The organism is Algibacter pacificus (assembly GCF_008033385.1).
In the GTDB taxonomy this organism is placed as follows: domain Bacteria; phylum Bacteroidota; class Bacteroidia; order Flavobacteriales; family Flavobacteriaceae; genus Algibacter; species Algibacter pacificus.
Genome location: NZ_VOGY01000002.1, coordinates 33,107 through 51,533 on the forward strand (window position 1 = coordinate 33,107; position 18,427 = coordinate 51,533).

General features: G+C 33.7%; 17 protein-coding genes and 1 pseudogene. 8 read left to right on the forward strand and 10 right to left on the reverse strand.

The genetic code is table 11. The features are described from left to right. Positions 1 to 14 precede the first annotated feature (14 nt). Both FQU21_RS03275 and FQU21_RS03280 read left to right on the forward strand, forming a co-directional pair. Complete coding sequence (locus FQU21_RS03275) at positions 15 to 599, forward strand: RNA polymerase sigma factor (RefSeq protein WP_147676606.1); 585 nt, start codon at positions 15 to 17, stop codon at positions 597 to 599. A gap of 406 nt (positions 600 to 1,005) precedes the next feature. Next, a complete protein-coding gene (locus tag FQU21_RS03280) occupies positions 1,006 to 1,533 on the forward strand; it encodes a DUF5004 domain-containing protein (RefSeq protein ID WP_147676607.1) in 528 nt (175 codons plus the stop codon). A gap of 98 nt (positions 1,534 to 1,631) precedes the next feature. Here FQU21_RS03280 and fahA read toward each other — a convergent pair whose 3' ends face one another. Further along, complete coding sequence (gene fahA, locus FQU21_RS03285; RefSeq protein WP_147676608.1) at positions 1,632 to 2,915, reverse strand: fumarylacetoacetase; 1,284 nt, start codon at positions 2,913 to 2,915, stop codon at positions 1,632 to 1,634. A gap of 204 nt (positions 2,916 to 3,119) precedes the next feature. On the opposite strand from fahA, the gene glyA reads away from it, so the two are divergent. The 6 genes and pseudogenes from glyA to FQU21_RS17650 form a co-directional block, all read left to right on the forward strand. Next, positions 3,120 to 4,391, forward strand: coding sequence for a serine hydroxymethyltransferase (gene glyA / locus FQU21_RS03290; RefSeq protein WP_147676609.1), 1,272 nt, complete (start codon positions 3,120 to 3,122; stop codon positions 4,389 to 4,391). Positions 4,392 to 4,590: 199 nt separating this feature from the next. Then, the gene (locus tag FQU21_RS03295; RefSeq protein ID WP_147676610.1) at positions 4,591 to 4,851 is read left to right on the forward strand and encodes a hypothetical protein; all 261 of its coding nucleotides are present in this window, start codon (positions 4,591 to 4,593) and stop codon (positions 4,849 to 4,851) included. 127 nt (positions 4,852 to 4,978) lie between these two features. Continuing rightward, positions 4,979 to 5,377, forward strand: coding sequence for a hypothetical protein (locus FQU21_RS03300; protein ID WP_147676611.1), 399 nt, complete (start codon positions 4,979 to 4,981; stop codon positions 5,375 to 5,377). An 81-nt stretch (positions 5,378 to 5,458) separates the two neighbouring features. After that, entirely contained in the window at positions 5,459 to 9,796 is a 4,338-nt protein-coding gene (locus FQU21_RS03305; RefSeq protein WP_147676612.1) for a CusA/CzcA family heavy metal efflux RND transporter, read from the forward strand. 10 nt (positions 9,797 to 9,806) lie between these two features. Beyond that, positions 9,807 to 10,952 (forward strand): efflux RND transporter periplasmic adaptor subunit, encoded by a 1,146-nt coding sequence (locus FQU21_RS03310; protein WP_147676613.1) that lies wholly within the window; start codon positions 9,807 to 9,809, stop codon positions 10,950 to 10,952. A gap of 42 nt (positions 10,953 to 10,994) precedes the next feature. Beyond that, positions 10,995 to 11,117, forward strand: a pseudogene (locus FQU21_RS17650) (VIT1/CCC1 transporter family protein); the annotation flags it as partial. A gap of 65 nt (positions 11,118 to 11,182) precedes the next feature. On the opposite strand, the gene FQU21_RS03320 reads toward FQU21_RS17650, so the two are convergent. From FQU21_RS03320 to rlmD, 9 genes are all read right to left on the reverse strand, one after another. Continuing rightward, positions 11,183 to 11,680, reverse strand: a complete 498-nt coding sequence (locus FQU21_RS03320; RefSeq protein ID WP_147676614.1) for a CIA30 family protein — start codon at positions 11,678 to 11,680, stop codon at positions 11,183 to 11,185. 52 nt (positions 11,681 to 11,732) lie between these two features. Next, positions 11,733 to 12,020 (reverse strand): TIGR03643 family protein, encoded by a 288-nt coding sequence (locus tag FQU21_RS03325; RefSeq protein ID WP_147676615.1) that lies wholly within the window; start codon positions 12,018 to 12,020, stop codon positions 11,733 to 11,735. A gap of 7 nt (positions 12,021 to 12,027) precedes the next feature. Then, positions 12,028 to 12,429, reverse strand: a complete 402-nt coding sequence (locus FQU21_RS03330) for a DUF2452 domain-containing protein (RefSeq protein ID WP_147676616.1) — start codon at positions 12,427 to 12,429, stop codon at positions 12,028 to 12,030. A 10-nt stretch (positions 12,430 to 12,439) separates the two neighbouring features. Next, a complete protein-coding gene (locus tag FQU21_RS03335; RefSeq protein WP_147676617.1) occupies positions 12,440 to 12,604 on the reverse strand; it encodes a Lacal_2735 family protein in 165 nt (54 codons plus the stop codon). Positions 12,605 to 12,757: 153 nt separating this feature from the next. Beyond that, a complete protein-coding gene (locus FQU21_RS03340; RefSeq protein ID WP_147676618.1) occupies positions 12,758 to 13,816 on the reverse strand; it encodes a PAS domain-containing sensor histidine kinase in 1,059 nt (352 codons plus the stop codon). 223 nt (positions 13,817 to 14,039) lie between these two features. Then, a complete protein-coding gene (locus FQU21_RS03345; RefSeq protein WP_147676619.1) occupies positions 14,040 to 15,605 on the reverse strand; it encodes a choice-of-anchor Q domain-containing protein in 1,566 nt (521 codons plus the stop codon). Between the two features lie 32 nt (positions 15,606 to 15,637). Beyond that, positions 15,638 to 16,366: a DUF6048 family protein gene (locus FQU21_RS03350; RefSeq protein WP_147676620.1), complete on the reverse strand. Its 729-nt coding sequence runs from the start codon at positions 16,364 to 16,366 to the stop codon at positions 15,638 to 15,640. Beyond that, entirely contained in the window at positions 16,332 to 16,877 is a 546-nt protein-coding gene (locus FQU21_RS03355; RefSeq protein WP_147676621.1) for a DUF6452 family protein, read from the reverse strand. The genes FQU21_RS03350 and FQU21_RS03355 overlap by 35 nt, the downstream gene beginning before the upstream one ends. 61 nt (positions 16,878 to 16,938) lie before the next feature. Continuing rightward, on the reverse strand, positions 16,939 to 18,351 hold the full coding sequence (gene rlmD / locus FQU21_RS03360) for a 23S rRNA (uracil(1939)-C(5))-methyltransferase RlmD (protein ID WP_147676622.1): 1,413 nt from the start codon (positions 18,349 to 18,351) through the stop codon (positions 16,939 to 16,941). Positions 18,352 to 18,427 lie beyond the last annotated feature (76 nt).

Sequence of the window (18,427 nt, forward strand, 5' to 3'; positions counted from 1 at the left end):
TAAAAGTAATGATTATGAAACACGAACTTATCACAGATGCTAAGCTAATTAGTAACTATATTAACGGCGATGAAAGTGCTTTAGAAGTACTTATAGAAAAGCATAAACAAAGAATTTACAGTTTTATTTATTCAAAAGTATATGATGGCGATGTTGCCGATGATATTTTTCAGGATACTTTTATTAAGGTGATAAAAACCTTAAAACGCGGTGCGTATAATGAAGAAGGTAAATTTTTACCTTGGGTGATGCGTATTGCTCATAATTTGGTTATCGATTTTTTTAGAAAGAATAAACGTATGCCTAAGTTTGATAACACCGGCGAGTTTAGTATTTTTTCGGTGCTTAGTGATAGTACTTTAAATGCTGAAAAAACCATTATTAAAGCGCAAATAGAAACCGATGTACGCCGTTTGGTGGATGAACTGCCAGATGACCAACGTGAAGTTTTATTAATGCGTATTTATAAGGATATGAGTTTTAAAGAAATATCTGAAAGAACGGGAGTGAGTATTAATACGGCATTAGGGCGTATGCGCTACGCTCTAATAAATATGCGTAAAATTATTGAGAAGCATAACATTGTGTTAACCGATTAAATTTTGAAAATACAATAAAGTAAATTTTACTGCGTTTGTCTTTTAAATCAACCTTAATTTAATCGATATGGAAAAAATTTACTCTAAACAACCAAATAAAAATCAAAATAAATTTGAGCCAAAGGTAGATACCATTAATTTCTTGCTCAATTATTCCAAATCATTACGAGTTTTAAAGTATAAACATTTAAAATTTGACACTATTTTAAATTAATATAAAAAGACACCCTTTTATAGGGTGTCTTTATTTGTTTAAAGCATAGATTTTTGTTTGGTCAAAACAAAAAAAGAAATATTTTATATTTTTAAGTTTTTTATAAACAGATAGATACATTTTTTGTTATTTTTTTACGCAACTATTTAATGGTTACCTCATCTAAGAGATAGTTATAAAAAAAAATAAATTATGAAAAAACGTATCTTATTAGTGAAAAGTTTAATGGTTTGTAGTCTGTTATTTGTTAGTTGTAGTGATAATAATGATGACATTACTTGTCCAGAAGCAATTACAGGAGAATTGACAAGTACAGAAATTGATTTTGTAGGAGAATGGACACTTAAAAGTATGGTTTCGGAGGATGAAATTGATTTAACCGATGACGATATTGAAAATCCAAGTACAGATTTATTTTCCCAATATACCGATTGTGCAAAAGATATAATTTACAATTTTGGTGAAAATAGAGAGTACACGTTTACAACAGGAAGTTCTGCTGTAGATTGTGTTAATGCTCAAGAAATAGAGGGCACATGGGCTTTGAGTGAAAATGCCGAATTAAAAACGGTATATAATTGCTCAACTCAATTTACCCAAATTGAGATGAACGATGATAACACCGCATTTTCTACAGAAAACTCTTTGCAGTATATTGATGTCGAAGGTAATACAATTATTACGACTACAACATTTACATATGAAAAGACTTTAGAATAGTCTATTACAAAAACATTTTAACAAACAAAAAATCCCTCTGAGACCATTTCAAAGGGATTTTTTATTTTAAGATTTTTTTTAGTTAAAAAATTGGATTTCTAGTTTTTACAGTAAACAGGTAAGAGCTTTGTTGAGATTTCACCAAAACCAATACGTGTTCCATCTTTCTCACAGTGTGCACGCATAATAACGGTGTCACTATCATTTATAAATTTACGTTCGCTACCGTCTGTCATTTTTAAGGGGTGTTTACCTTGTGAGGTTAATTCTAATAAGGAGCCAAGGCTGTTTGGTGTTGGTCCAGAAATAGCACCGCTTCCCATCATATCACCCGAGTTTACTGGACATCCATTTATAGTATGGTGTGCTAGTTGTTGTGCCATGTTCCAATAGATATACTTAAAGTTTGTTTTAGAGACCACGGTTTCTTTAGCACCTTTAGGCTGTATGGCTACTTCTAAATTTATATCGTAGCTTTTTTTTCCATTATATTTTAAATAGTTAAGCTGTTTTTTTAGAGATTTTGGGCCTTCTACACGGTAAGGCTCTAAGGCATCTAAAGTAACTATCCATGGTGATATTGATGAAGCAAAGCTTTTTCCTAAAAAAGGACCAAAAGGATCACTTTCCCATTTTTGAATATCGCGAGCACTCCAATCATTGAGTAGTACCAACCCAAAAATGTGTTCTTCCGCTTCATTAACCGGAATAGGTTCACCAAAATCGTTAGCATCCGTCGTTATAAAAGCCATTTCTAATTCGAAATCTATAGATTCACTCGGACCAAAGACGGGTTCCGTTACCCCGGTTGGTAAGGTTTGCCCTTGAGGCCGATGTACTGGAATACCCGATGGAATAATCGAAGAACTACGCCCATGGTAGCCCACAGGAATATGTAACCAGTTAGGTAAAAGCGCCTGTTCTGAACCTCTAAAAAAAGCACCTATATTCGTGGCATGTTCTTTACTTGCGTAAAAATTGGTATAATCACCAATTTGAACGGGAAGTTGCATTTCTATTTCATCTAAACGAAAAAGAACCACTTCTTTATGTTGTTTATTACTTTTAAGACTATCGTTTTCGGCATCGAATATCTCTGCAATTCTGTTTCTTACCAAACGCCATGTTTTACGGCCATCGGCAATAAAATCGTTTAGGGTATCTTGAAGAAAAATATCATCGGTTAAAGGAATGTCTTTAAAATATCCTAGTTGATGTAAAGCTCCTAAATCTATAGCTGTATCTCCAATACGGGTTCCAATAGTTATGATATCATCACGGGTTAAAAAGACACCAAAAGGAATATTTTGTATAGGGAAATCGGAATTTTTATCGACATGTAGCCAGGACATTCTTTCAGGGTTGTTCGCTGTTAAGGGCATAATCTTAAAATGTTTTCTAGTTATTGTATTGTTATCAAACGTACATAATTTTTTTGTTTTACAATACAAAATTACTTTAAAAATGAATTTTCTTTATCCGTTAATAACATGGTTAAAAAGTTGAAGGTAAAAAACGATTTTTTACCTATTTTAACTAATCTATTTGTTATTTTTGCGCTTTATTAAAATTATCAAACTCAATATATGCAACGCGACGAACAAATTTTTGAACTAATTGAAGCCGAAAAGGAACGCCAATTACACGGCATAGAACTTATTGCTTCGGAGAATTTTGTAAGCAGCCAAGTTATGGAAGCTGCAGGATCAGTGTTAACTAATAAATATGCAGAAGGGTATCCAGGTAAACGTTATTACGGTGGATGTGAAGTGGTTGATGAAGTTGAACAAATTGCTATCGATAGAGCAAAAGCTTTGTTTGGTGCAGCATACGTAAATGTACAACCGCACTCTGGAAGTCAAGCCAATACAGCTGTATATCACGCTTGTTTAACTCCGGGAGATAAAATTTTAGGATTCGATTTGTCGCACGGTGGGCATTTAACACACGGGTCTCCTGTAAATTTTTCTGGTAAATTATACAACCCAGTATTTTACGGAGTAGAGCAAGAAACAGGTGTTTTAAACTACGATAAAATACAAGAGGTTGCTACTAAAGAACAACCAAAATTAATAATCGCAGGAGCTTCGGCATATTCTCGTGATATCGATTTTGAACGTTTTAGAGTCATTGCAGATAGCGTTGGCGCTATTTTAATGGCCGATATATCGCATCCAGCAGGTTTAATAGCTAAGGGTATTTTAAACGATCCTTTACCACACTGTCATATTGTAACGACTACAACACATAAAACGTTACGTGGCCCAAGAGGTGGTATGATTATGATGGGGAAAGATTTTGAAAACCCTTTCGGAATTAAACTTAAAAACGGAAACTTACGTAAAATGTCGTCTTTATTAGATTCAGCTGTTTTTCCAGGGAATCAAGGTGGTCCATTAGAGCACATTATTGCTGCAAAAGCGATTGCTTTTGGTGAAGCTTTAACCGATGATTTTTTACAATACCAATTACAAGTTAAGAAAAATGCTGCGGCCATGGCAAAAGCATTAGTTTCTAAAGGATATAATATTATTTCCGGAGGAACAGATAACCACTGTATGTTAATTGATTTACGTAACAAAAACTTATCTGGTAAAGATGCTGAGCAAGCTTTAGTAAAAGCTGATATTACGGTAAATAAAAACATGGTACCTTTTGATGATAAATCGCCGTTTGTAACTTCAGGAATTCGTTTAGGGGTTGCTGCAATTACTACACGTGGTTTAAATGATACCGATATGCTTGCTATTGTAGAGCTGGTAGACGAGGTTATTAATAACTTTGAAGATGAAACTGCTTTAGAAGCTGTAAAAGTAAAAGTAAATGAGATGATGCATAACAAACCTTTGTTTGTATAAGTATTATTAAAATATATTATATTGAAAGAATCCTGCTTTTTAAGCGGGATTTTTTTGTTTTTAGAATCTCAATTTTTCATATTGCTTTAAGAAGAAAACAGGGGAATGTTAAGAAATAAAAAGTTTTAGTTATTTTTTAACAAATTAATTTAGTGGTAATTATGATATTATGCTTAATATGCTTTTTTAATTTTTAAAATTGATTATTATTTTACGAAAGGTTATTTTGTTAGCCGTAGTTTTTCCTTTAGTACTTGCATTTGGCTCTAATATAAAGCTAGTAAAGCCAGCAGTGGTTTTGGTTAAGCCAAATGGTTTATATTCTAATTCTAAAGGTTGTTTTGGACAAAATAAGCGTTTAGACCCATTAAATAGTAAAGATGATAAAACCCTTAAAACTTATTTTAATGCTATGGTTCCTGCACCATCGCGGTCTAGTTTTTTTATAAAACGAAATTAAACAACTTATGGTTGCTAGCATAAGCCTACGTTATAACCGGAGATACTAATGGTATTTTAAATGATGCTATAAGAATAATTTATATTAATAAATATTTTGAAAGTTTTAAATTATTATCTTTGTATTAATGAGTAAAATATTTTCCATAGCGTTATCTTTCATTATTCTAATTCAAAGTTTTGGGATAAGTCTAGGTGATATTGCACAAATTGATGAGCTTATTCAGCATGCGCAATATCATAATCAGCGTTATGGTGATAATGTTTTTGTGTTTATTTCTAAGCATTACGGAGAATTAAAAGCAGATCACGATAAGGAACATCAAGAAGAAAGGGAAGAGCACGAGCAATTACCTTTTCATCATCAATCTCATATATCTTCAGTTATTGCAGTGGTGTTAAATACTCCTAAAACGGAATTAAAACCTATTGAGTTTTCAGAATTAAACACACATAAATTTTATTATCAAGCATCTTCTTCTTCACTACATTCAGAAGGGCTTTTTCAGCCACCAAGGCTTTCATAAGTAATCACAGGCTTTTAGTTTTTTTAATTCCTTAATCGTTTGTTGGTTTTGGAATGTTCACTCAGATTATTATATGAAAAAATGTTATCACATATTATCAATTTCAGTATAAAGAATAAGTTTATTGTTCTTTTATTTACAGGCTTTATTATAGGTTTCGGACTGTATTCATTATCTCAAATACCTATTGGTGCTGTGCCCGATGTAACAAATAATCAGGTACAAGTTATCACAACATCTCGTAACCTATCTACCCAAGATATGGAGCAATTTATAACCTATCCAGTCGAATTGGAGATGGCAAATTTGCCGGGTGTAATCGAGATTCGTTCTATTTCAAAATTCGGACTTTCCGTAGTTACCATCGTTTTTGATGAGGCTATGGGAACCTTTTTACCCAGACAGCTTATTGCTGAAAAAATTAAGTCGGCTTCCGAAAAGATTCCGAAAGGTTTTGGTACACCGGAAATGGGCCCTATTACCACGGGCTTAGGAGAAATTTATCAATATATTCTTGATGTAAAACCCGAATTTAAAGACCGTTATTCTGCTCAAGATTTACGAACCATACAGGATTGGGTGGTAAGACGGCAGCTTTCTGGGATTCCTGGTGTTGTGGAAGTTAATACCTGGGGAGGTTTTTTAAAACAATATGAAGTCGCTATAGATACTGAAAAACTAAATGCTATGGATATTTCCGCGCGTGATGTTTTTACAGCTTTAGAAATGAATAATAGTGTTTCTGGTGGCGGGTATATCGAAAAGGTAAATCAGGCCTTTTTTATTCGAGGGGAAGGTTTGGTTACTTCATTAGAAGATATCCGAAATATTGTTGTTAAAAATACCAATGGTTTACCCATTTATATTAAAGATGTAGCTAAAGTAGGCTTTGGAAGTGCCACACGCTTTGGTGCTATTACAGGAAATGGCGAAGGCGAAAAAGTGCTAGGTCAAGTGATGATGCTTAAAGATGCCAATTCTAAAAAAGTAATTGAAGCGGTAAAAGAACGTGTTTCCGAAATTTCAAAATCGTTGCCAGAAGGGGTTTATATTAATGCTTTTTTAGACCGTAGCGAACTTATTGCAAAAACTACGTTTACCGTAACTGAAAACCTGGTTTTGGGGTGTTTAATTGTCATATTTGTGGTGGTTTTACTTCTCGGTAATTTGCGTTCTGGACTTGTGGTTGCATCGGTTATTCCATTGTGTTTGCTCTTTGCACTGTCTTTAATGTACATTTTTGGGGTAGATGCTAACTTGATGAGTTTAGGCGCCATAGATTTTGGGATTATTATTGACGGCGCTGTTATTATAGTGGAGTTCATCGCTTTTCAAATCACTCAAAAGAAGGACAAAATTAATGCTTTATCAAAAGAGGGACGTCAAGAATTTAGAGATGATATAGCTATTTCAGGTGCTTCAAAAATGATGAATTCTGCCATTTTTGGTCAGCTTATTATTTTAATTGTATTCATTCCAATTTTATCACTTTCCGGTGTAGAAGGTAAAATGTTTAAACCTATGGCATTAACGTTTAGTTTTGCACTCATTGGCGCCATGGTTTTTTGCTTTACTTATGTTCCTGTGGTGGCTTCTTTATTTTTAAAACCGTCTAATGCCTCTCATAAAAATGTATCTGTAAAATTAATGAATGAGCTTAATAAAATTTATGAACCAACCATAGATTGGGCGCTACGAAGTAAAACGTTAGTTTTAGGGATTGCAGGAACTTTTTTAGCAATTTCAATGTATTTATATACTACTATGGGCGGGGAATTTGTTCCCACTTTAGATGAAGGTGATTTTGTTATTCAGCCTATTTTAAAAACAGGAACAAGCTTAAGTAATACGGTTAAAACGGCTACCGAAATTGAAAATATTCTTTTAAATCAGTTTCCGGAAGTAAAACAAGTGGTCACTCGTATAGGTGCGGCAGAAGTACCAACCGATCCCATGTCTATGGAAGAAAGTGACGTGATTATTGTGCTTAAACCTAAAAGCGAATGGACTTCGGCATCGTCTAAAGATGAATTGGCCGATAAATTTAAAGAAGCACTAGCTATTATTCCAGGGATGGAAGTGGAATTCACGCAGCCTATAGAAATGCGTTTTAATGAATTAATTACGGGTGTTCGGGCAGATATCGCCATCAAGGTTTTTGGAGATGATTTGGATATTCTGGCAGAAAAAGGAAGTGAGATTGGTGCTTTAATAGAAAACGTAAAGGGTGCCGCAGATATTTCAGTTGAAAAAATTGCAGGATTACCAGAAATGAGTGTAAGATACAATCGAGCTAAAATTGCCAGATACGGACTTAATATTCAAGAACTGAATGAGATGGTTTCTATGGGGTTTGCTGGAAAATCGGCAGGTAGTGTTTTTGAAGGTGAAAAACGATTCGATTTAGTCGTACGGCTGGATAAAGAAAAGCGACGAGATATTGATAATTTAGAAAATTTGTATATCGATTTACCTGCCGGTGGAAAAATCCCGTTAAGTGAATTGGCAGATATCAGTTACCGAAAAGGAGCCGCCAAAATATCTCGTGATGATACTAGACGTCGAATAGTTGTGGGCGTTAATGTACGTAATCGGGATTTACAATCTGTTGTAGACGATGTTCAGAAATTAATAAATGAAAACATCCATTTGCCTGTAGGGTATTCTATTACTTATGGCGGTCAGTTCGAAAATTTACAAAGTGCAAAATCCAGATTAATGGTTGCCGTTCCTATTGCATTAGTATTAATATTCATACTGTTGTATTTCGCTTTTAAATCGGTAAAAGAAGCTTTAATTATTTACTCGGCAATTCCTTTAGCGGCTGTTGGTGGGGTGCTCTTATTATGGCTTCGCGGTTTGCCTTTTAGCATATCGGCAGGCGTAGGGTTTATCGCGTTATTTGGTATTGCAGTACTTAATGGTATTGTGTTAATAGAGCATTTTAAAGAATTAAAAAATCATGGGTTTGAAAGCATGGAAGCTTTAATAAAACAAGGAACTAAAGATAGATTACGTGCCGTATTATTAACGGCTACTGCAGCGGCGTTAGGGTTTTTACCGATGGCTATTTCTACTAACGCAGGTGCCGAAGTACAACGTCCGTTAGCTACTGTAGTTATTGGTGGTTTGGTTACTGCAACCTTTTTAACCTTAATAGTTTTACCGGTGCTTTATGCTTTATTTAATCGTTTTAACAGGGGTAAAAGTAAACTTAGAGGGAAACCTTCAAAACAAGTTTTAGGTGTATTGTTATTATTGGTGTCTTTTAATGGAGTTGCACAACAAAGAGCAGGTGTTAAATTAAAGGACCTTATCCCTATGGCTATTGAAAATAATGCCGGATTAGAAGCTGGGAGATTACAAGTAAAACAATCGGATGCTTTAATTGGGACTGCTTTTAGTTTTGATAAAACACATGTGTATTATGAGTATGATGAGAATAATTTAGCTAGTAATAATGAGCCATTAAAGGTCTTTGGAATTCAGCAAGATTTTAAATTTCCAACGCTATATTTTTCCGAAAAGAAAGTTAATAAAGCGCGATATGGTTTAATTTCAAGTGGTTATAATATTCAGAAAAAAGGAATTGCTCGGCAAGTTACAGCGGCTTATTATGCGTATCAAATTGCTAAAAAGAAGGAAGGTGTTTATAAGCGCTTAGATAGTTTGTATAGTAATTTTGAAAAATTGGCGGCAAGACGTTTTGAACTTGGCGAAACCAATTATTTAGAAAAAATTACAGCGGCTTCGAAACAAAAGCAAATCAGTCTTAAATATAGCGAAGCTCAAAAAGAGGTTTTACTGGTTTATAATGGCTTGTTAAAAATAATTCAAGTAGATGAGCCTATTAAAATCGCTAAAGCATCTTCATTAAAAGCAGTTTTAAATATTTTAGATATTGAAGACAGTGAAGAATTGACATATTATAAAAACAGGGTGTCTCTTAAAGAAGCAGAACGGCGTTTTGAAAATTATAAACTGTTACCAGATATTAGTGTTAATTATTTTCAAGGGACTAATTCTGGGTTGGGAGCAACCCTTTCGGGATATCAATTGGGTTTAAAAATTCCTATATTTTTTAGTGGACAAGCTTCTCGAATTAAAGCCGCTAGTCTTGCAGAGGATGTGGCAGTTTCAGAATCTAAGGCGTATAAAATTCAATTAAATGAAAAGTTTCAAGCGCTTAAAATTCAGTTAGCACAGCTTCAAGAGGCTTTGGACTATTATGAAAATGAAGGCGATAAACTTTCCGAAGAAATTTTAAAAACAGCTAAAGGAAGTTTTAGAAACGGCGAGATTGATTTCTACCAATATATCCAGAGTTTGGAAAGTGCTTATGAGATAAAACTAAGTTACTTAGATAAACTTAATGCCTACAACCAAACCATTATAAATATTAATTATTTAACTTTATAAACATAACGTGATGAAACGTAATATATATATCATAGTCGTATTCAGTCTTCTTTTTACTTTTTTTAGTTGCGGTGAAAAAAAGAACCAAACAACCGAATCTCAAAATGAAAATAATACCATACAGGATAGTAGAATCCAGGTAACGCAAGCCCAGTTTGACCATAGTAAAATGACTTTAGGTGGTCTAGAAGACAAACAATTTCCTAATACAATAAGTGTAAATGGAATGATTGATGTTCCTCCAGAAAATAGAGCGGTTGTTAATGCAACCATGGGGGGATATATTAAAACAACTCCTTTGTTAATAGGGGATAAGGTGAATAAAGGACAAGTGCTTGTTACTATTGAAAATCCAGAGTTTGTGACTTTGCAACAGAATTATATGGAAGTGCATGAACAGCTTACCTATTTAAAAGCGGAATATGACAGACAAGTAACCATGAAAGCTGAAAATATTACCTCGCAAAAAAGCTTTTTAAAAGCAGAGAGCGACTATAAAATGGCCGTTGCAAAACATAACGGGTTAGAGAAACAATTAATTATGCTTAATATATCACCAGCTAGAGTTCGCGCCGGGAATATAACGTCTGTGGTTAGTATTTTAGCGCCAATTTCAGGAAGTATTACCATGGTGAATGTTACAAAGGGCGCTTATGTTTCGCCGGCGTCGCCCATTTTAGAAATTATCGACAACGATCATATTCATATTGAACTTTCGGTTTTTGAGAAGGATATTATGGCGGTTAAAAAAGGGCAAAAGATAGATTTTAAAATACCCGAAGCTTCAAAGGAGACTTATAAAGCCGAAGTTCATCTGGTTGGAACCTCTATAGAACCCAATAGAACTATTCATGTTCATGGGCATTTAGAAAATGAAACTGGAAATAATTTCTTAGTAGGGATGTTTGTAGATGCTCAAATTATTACCGGTGTTGTTTCCGCGAAAGCGTTACCAAATACATCTATTATTGAAGTGGATGGGGTGTCATTTGTATTAGTTTTAGATGAAAAAGTTGGTGATATTTATTATTTCAGAAGAAAAAAAGTAGTGGTTAAAGATCATTATAAAGGCTATGCGATTATAGAAAATACGGAAGGTTTTGAAGTGAATACCAAATTTTTAACGAAAGGAGGGTTTAATTTATTAGGAGAATAATTATGGACAGACAAACAGCAGAAAAGCACTATATAAACAGAAATGGTGGCAGGAGTATGGTCCATGGCGGCTGGAGAGTACGTTTCTGTGAGTTCCCAAACCGAGATTGAAAAATGGGATTTAGCTCGTGAAAACCATGAACGCATTGATACCTCGGAAGAAGAATTTGGGCACAAGACTTATTTTTGACTAGATGCCTTTATTGGGCTTTATTAGGTGTTAATATTGTTTTACTTCAAGGAAATAGAATCTATTTCGAGTTTAAAATGCTCCGCTTTTTTATTGGCTATTAAAAAGCCAATTTCTTCAATGCCATCCGCATCGTAATTTGGCATGTCTAGTTTTTTTCCTCTAAAAGTGGGGTGCATTTTGGCTAAAGAAAATTCTATAATTTCCCAATCTTCAGTGGTATTGAAATAGGAGATATAAGCCTGTTTATCGGAGGTTTTGTGTTTTATTCTAAATTGATATCTTTTTCCATCGCCTTTTACTTTCAATCTGATTTTTGAAAATTCTTTGGTACTTATTTTATCAAATTGATATTTTAATGAAGAAAACCCGCCGTTATTTTCTAAAGATACATGACCTTTAAAAACACCTTTTCCTTCTTTATTTAAATAGAATGCTCCCGATGATTTTCCTCCCATAACAACATCGTCAGCATTTTTCCAAGGGGTGATATCGGAAGTTTCATTAAATTCGAAAATACTATTGTGTGCGTTAGTCATCGTGTTATTGTTTGGAAATGGATAAATGTCAATTTTGGTTAAACCTGGTTATTTAGCGTTTACTAATTTTATTTCTAGAAATTGCTTTTTGTCTAGAAGATTTAAAACGTAGAATATCTGGATGGCGTTTTTTTAGGTGTTTTTGACTAACACCACTATTTACACGTTTTCTCCAACGTTTAAAACTGCTTTCTTTTAAGTTGGTGCGCATAAGCTTAATCACTTCTTTTTCTGGTAGACCAAATTGAAATAATATAGCTTCAAAGGGTGTTCTATCTTCCCAGGCCATTTCAATAATACGATCTAGATTTCTATCGGAAAAGCATTTTGTATCTATCATATTTAAACTATATTTTTTCCCAAACTTGGTCGGCATTTAAATAAAAACTTCCTAACGATTGAAAATTGCACTGGTTTGGTGCAATAATAGAAAGAAAAGATTCACCGTTGTCTCTTTTGTAAAGATGATATACTTCACCAATAACAGGTTCGAAAGTAAATTTTGCATTAAAAATGAGTTTGTTGTATTCAAACTCTTCCATCATTTTTTCGTATTCCGCTTTTAGTTCGAGGTATTTAGCTTCAATCTTATGGTTTATTTTGTTAATACTTCTATTTTTCCAGGCTATAGTATCGGTAGTCGTGATTACTGGGGCTCCTACAGAAGTAGCATAGGGTTTAATTGCGGCATCATACGTTTGAGTGTCCTCATTAAAAACGACTTGATCTGGTTTTTTCTCTCTTGTCATTTTTTTAATCTTAATTCAACTGCTCTAGTTGTTTCATGATTTGCTCGGCATCATAGGTTTTTTGATCGCTCATTTTTCTGTTAGTTGTGGATAGGGTATGGGCTTCTTTCATTAGTTTTTCATATTGAAGTTGTAGTTTCTCTTTCTCCGATTTCTTTTTAAATAGTCCAAACATGTTAATATACGTATTGATTATGTGTATAAAAATACAAAATGTTTAATTGTTTTAGGTATTTGTTAAACAAAACATTAATAATTTTTATTTACAATAGGCCTAATAAGTATGAAACTGATGCGTGATACTCACTAAATAGCGCAATTTAAATTTTTAATCTTGAAAACTAATGGTAAATGTAGTGCCTTCATTAACCTTACTTTTTACGCTAATATGCCCACCAAGGCTGGTGACATGGTTGTAAACTAAATACAAACCAACCCCTTTACTGTCTGGATTGTTATGAAACCCTGTGTTCAATTTAAATATAAGGTGCCCTATTTTGTCCATGTCGAAACCGAGGCCATTATCGGTATATTGAAATGTAGATACGTTGGTTTTTTTGAAAGTTTTTATTGAAACAACTAACGGTACATTAGGCTGTGCATATTTTATGGAGTTAGTTATTAAATTTAAAAAGATACTTTCCATATACGATTTATTAAACAGCACACTGTCTAAATTGGAAAAATTTATATAAAATTTAGCCCCCGATTTGTCTATAAGTGCACTAATTAAGCTATGGGTTTTTTGAAAAGAAGCATTAAAATTAACCAGCTCTAAGCGCTCTTTAGCGATGTTTTTATGCTGAAAAGATGCAACGTAGTTGTTTAGTGATGTGTTTAGCCCTTCGGCTGAAAGTTTAATGTAATTAAGTGCTTTTAAGGTGTTTTTATCGGTTATTTTATTTAGATCGATGATATCTATTAAGGAAATTAAATTATTTATAGGTGACCTTAAATCATGAGAGGTTGTGTAATTAAGTTGTTTTAATTTTTCGTTGGTTTTATTAAGCGTATGTAATAAGGTTTGGCGTTCTTGCTCTAATTCTTTTTTATGGGTAATATTTTTAGCTATGGCATATATTAATTGATCCTTTTCAATAGGGATAGATGTCCAATGTAGCCATATAATAGCTCCTGATTTACAACGGTATCTGTTTTCAAAATTAATAAGGGGTTTATTATTTTTTAAGTTTTGTCTATATGCTGCGGTGCGGGCTTTATCTTCTTCATGAATAAAATCTGAAATTAATTTAGAGTATAATTCATTTTCAGAATATCCTAATAAGTTCACAAAAGCAGGGTTAATTTTTACGAAATATCCTTCGTAATTAGCAATGCATAGACAATCCAAAGATATTTCAAAGAAAGGATCTAGTTTAGGGTACATTTTTAAGGATTTACGTTATGGTTAGACAGGGTTAATCTGAGATACCTCATATTTTAGTAAAACTAATCTAAAATAAGTTATACAATATAAATTAAATATTGTGTTTTTTTGTAATGAGTCTATTGATTTTGAATTTTATTACAAATTTCTATAAATAAAGGGGTTATTTTAACCATATAAGTGGTTAATAATATTGATTATCGCAATATCATACCGTCTTTAGTTAATCTTCTTCAGGGAAAGTAATATGTTGGTAGGCACCAATATCGGGAGCATTGGTTCTAGTGACCCCTAAAATATCGGTAGGCGATTGTAGTGAAAAAGTAGGATTTCCGTTGTTTATAGCTGCGGAATCATCGCCAATTATAAGTTGATTTAAGCTGGTGTCTTTGAAATTTGGATCTTCATTAAATATGTTGTTTTCAAAGTGATTGGTATCTGTTAAATCGTAAATAGCTTCAGTATAATTATTGTTATCATCTTGAAAACGCAACAAGCAATTTGTGAATTTAAAGTTGAAACTAACCGATTCATCTTCTATTTGTTCCAATGAAAATTCTGGGTTATCATTGCCGTAAATAATACAATTGTTGAAATTTGCTTCACCTAAATCGGCTAGCGTGGCATTGTTATCTTCATCTAAAATAAAATTATTTAGGAGTATGGCAGGTAATTGTCTAAAACTATGATTCCAATAATTAACTAGTGTCGCATGTGTAAAGTTATAGCGTCCACCAATAGTGCCTGCAAAAGCCGACTGTCCTGCGTTGTTTATAACCACATTTTTACCAGAAATGGAGGTGTTTCTACCCATAATACCAAAATTTGCGGAGTTGTAAATTTGAGTATTATTGATGGTTAATTTGTTGTTTGTTGCATTTGGATTGCCATCGCATAAAATGCCAACATTTGCGTTTTTTATGGTGGTGTAATTTATTTCATTGTTTATACTGCCATCAAACAACCAAATGGTTCCCCATTGTCCTGGTATTTCAGAAAAATCGGGTTCTTGGCGGTCGCCTTCAAAAATCACTTCGTTTTCTAAAATATCTTGGTCGTTACTTAGAGCGCCGTTTATTTTTAAAGAAGCGCCGTTGGTTACTATAAGGCCAGATTCCGAATGAAAATACACGCGAGCTCCCGCATCTATGGTGAGTGTTTTATTCCCGGGTACGGCGGCAAAGCCATAAATTACGTAAGGTTTGCTGTTGGTAAAATGAAGTTCGCTTGGTAATAATTCACGTCCTTGTAAATCGGTATTAACTGTTTCTCCGTCAATATTAAGACTTAAGGTTTCTACAATTTTAGTGGTGTTATCGCGATCTGGATATATAAAAATGGCATCTTTTACTAGGGTTACCAATTCTACTTTTTGTTGGTTGGCACCAGTATCAAACTCAATAGCATCGGTGTATAAAAATTGGTTTGAAATTGCCGCTTCATTTTCAATATCAACCGTGGTTTCTATAAAAATATAGAGACTGTCTTTTGCTAAAAGTTCCACGTTTTCAAAGGTTTTCCCTGTACTGCCATCAACATTTAAACGATAATTTGAGGTTTCGCCTAAAGCTAACTTTACTGTAGGAATAAGAATATCCTTATTACTGTTGTTGTAAACTTTTAAGTTATACGTGCTAGAACCAATTTTTGTAAAAATAGTATCTAAATAAACCGTGTCTTTTGAGAAGGTAAGCTCTCCAGTGCTTCTAGAAAATTCAAAATCCTTTCGGCAGGAGCTACAAAGTATTAAAAATCCTATGGTAAGTAAACAGTAAAAGGCGCGTTTCATTTTAGAGGTTTTAATCGTATTAAAAAAACAGACTATTTATCTTTTTTATAAAGTGGAATTCGGTAAGATAATGAATATCCAAAACCTACACCAATATTATTACTATCGTATGTTTTGTTAAAGCCAGGGATGTAAACATTTGTAAAATTGTCTGGTTCGGTTTCCGATGCTAATAATTTAAGTTGCACGTTTACGCCAGCATAAAGATTATTGAATAGCTCTACCTTCATCCCTAAAATAATTTCTGCCCATACCGCACTTAAGTTGTTAAATTCTTTTAAATCGCTTGAGGAATATTGTGGTAACCAATATTGGTTGGTAGTGTATATTTTAAAACTATTAAGTTCTTGACTAAAAGAACTAAAGCCTAAACGAAACCCCATGTAAACCATATTATCCATGGTAAGCCAGTTTTCATACATATTTACATCGATACCTGCTTTTAAATAGCTTCCTTTTGTGGTGATATCCAAATAATTGGTAACGGTATTTTTATCGTCAAATCCAATTTCGGCAGCGAGGTATAAATGTTTTTTTAATCGGAAATCGGCTTTTAATTCAAAACCACTATAATCATCTTCCGCAAAGGAGCGTGCTAATTTACTAATATCGCCACCTATGCGAATGCCGTATTTTTCTTTTATTTTAATAGAATCGTTTACCGTACTTGGAATACTATCATTTTGCGCGTTTAAAGACACACAAAATAATAATAGCACGACGCTATTAATGAAATAAGTTAAAGTGTGCTTCTGTTTCATCTTCTACAGATTGGTTTGCGTTTAGGGGTGAAATGGATTTTATCCAATTATCTTCATCACTTTCAAGTTGAATTGTGACGTCTTCGAAAATGGTTTTATAACCACAAGCTCGAGAAACGAACACTTCGGTACGGGTGTAATTTATGGTAATAATATCTTCGTTACCTTCATAATAATCATCGGTAGCATCATCTGGAGTATCATTATCATTTACAGTTGCGCCTTCAAGTAATCTATACTGCGTGCTGTTTTCTGTTGTTTTTAAAGGGAGTACTAATTCGTTGCTGGTTACTAGTTCGTATCCGGGTAAAATGGTCTCGCTACCAACGCCAGCAATGACTAATTTAAAAACATTTTTACTACTATCTTCATTAGAGTAATCGAAAAGATCAATAATTAAATCGGGGGTTGTCGAAGTAATTTCCGGACAAATATCATCTCGTTCACAACTTATAGTTATCCCCACGATTAATAAAACTATGGGGATAAAAAGAATTTTAAAATATTTCATATTCCATTAAAATGTATTCCTGTTATCAAGAAAAAGGCGTTGTTAAAGGTCTTTTTTTTGACTAACGTTTTTCTAAAAGCACGACATTTTCCACATGAAAAGTTTGTGGAAACATATCTACCGCTTGTGTTTTTACTACTTTATATTGTGCATCCATAAGCGCTAAATCTCTAGCTTGTGTTGCGCTATTACAGCTTACATACACCACTCGCGACGGCGCAATGTTTAGTATTTGCTGTACCACATCTTTATGCATACCATCCCTTGGCGGATCGGTAATTATAATATCTGGCGTACCGTGGGCAGCAATAAAATCTGCATTAAACACATTTTTCATGTCGCCTACAAAGAACTCAACGTTGTTTATGTTATTAAATTGTGCATTTTCTTTTGCAGCGGTAATAGCATCGGGCACAGCTTCTACGCCAACCACTTTTTTTGCTTGTTTAGCAACAAATTGCGCAATAGTTCCGGTACCTGTATATAAATCGTAAACCAGTTCGTTTCCAGTTAATCCAGCAAAATCTCTAGTAATTTTATAAAGTTCGAAAGCTTGATCGGAATTGGTTTGATAGAACGATTTAGCGTTAATTTTAAATTTTAAACCTTCCATTTCTTCAAAAATATGATCGGCACCTTTATAGCAAATCACTTCCTGATCGTAAATGGTATCATTAGCTTTTCCGTTAATAACGTATTGTAGCGATGTGATTTCCGGAAAGGTTTCAGCTAAATAATCTAAAATTAATTCACGTTTTTCTTTGTTTTCTTTAAAGAATTGAATCATCACCATAATATCCCCCGTACTTGATGTTCTAATCATCATGGTACGTAAAAATCCGGTTTGATTTCTAGTATTGAAAAATTCTAAATCGTTTTCAAGAGCGAATGCTTTAACCGCATTTCTAATCGCGTTAGACGGATCGGCTTGTAAGTGGCATTTTTTTACATCTAAAATTTTGTCCCACATACCCGGAATATGAAAACCTAAAGCATTTCTGTCTCCTAAATCTTCGTCTGATTGTACTTCTTCCAAGGTTAACCAACGGCTATCGCTAAACGAAAACTCCATCTTATTTCTATAGAAATACTGGTTTTTTGCTCCAAAAATAGGAGTGACTTCTGGTAATTCTATATGCCCAATACGGGTTAAATTATTAGTCACTTCTTTTTGTTTGTAAAACAGCTGATGCTCGTAAGCCATATCTTGCCATTTACAACCACCACAGGTTCCAAAATGCTCGCAAGCAGGCGTGGTTCTTTTATCCGATAGTTTATGAAACACCGTAGCTTTACCTTCATAATACGCTTTACGCTTTTTAAAGGTTTGTACATCTACCACATCGCCAGGTACAGCATTTGGTAAAAAAATAACTTTTCCGTCGGGCGCTTTAGCTATGGTTTTTCCTTTAGCTCCAGCATCGATAACTTCGACGTTTTCAAAAACTTGTTTTCTTGTTTTTCTTCTTGACATGCTGCAAAAATACTAATAGCCAGAAATAAATTTCACATTATTTTCAATTAGTTTATTGTAATTTCAATTTCAACTG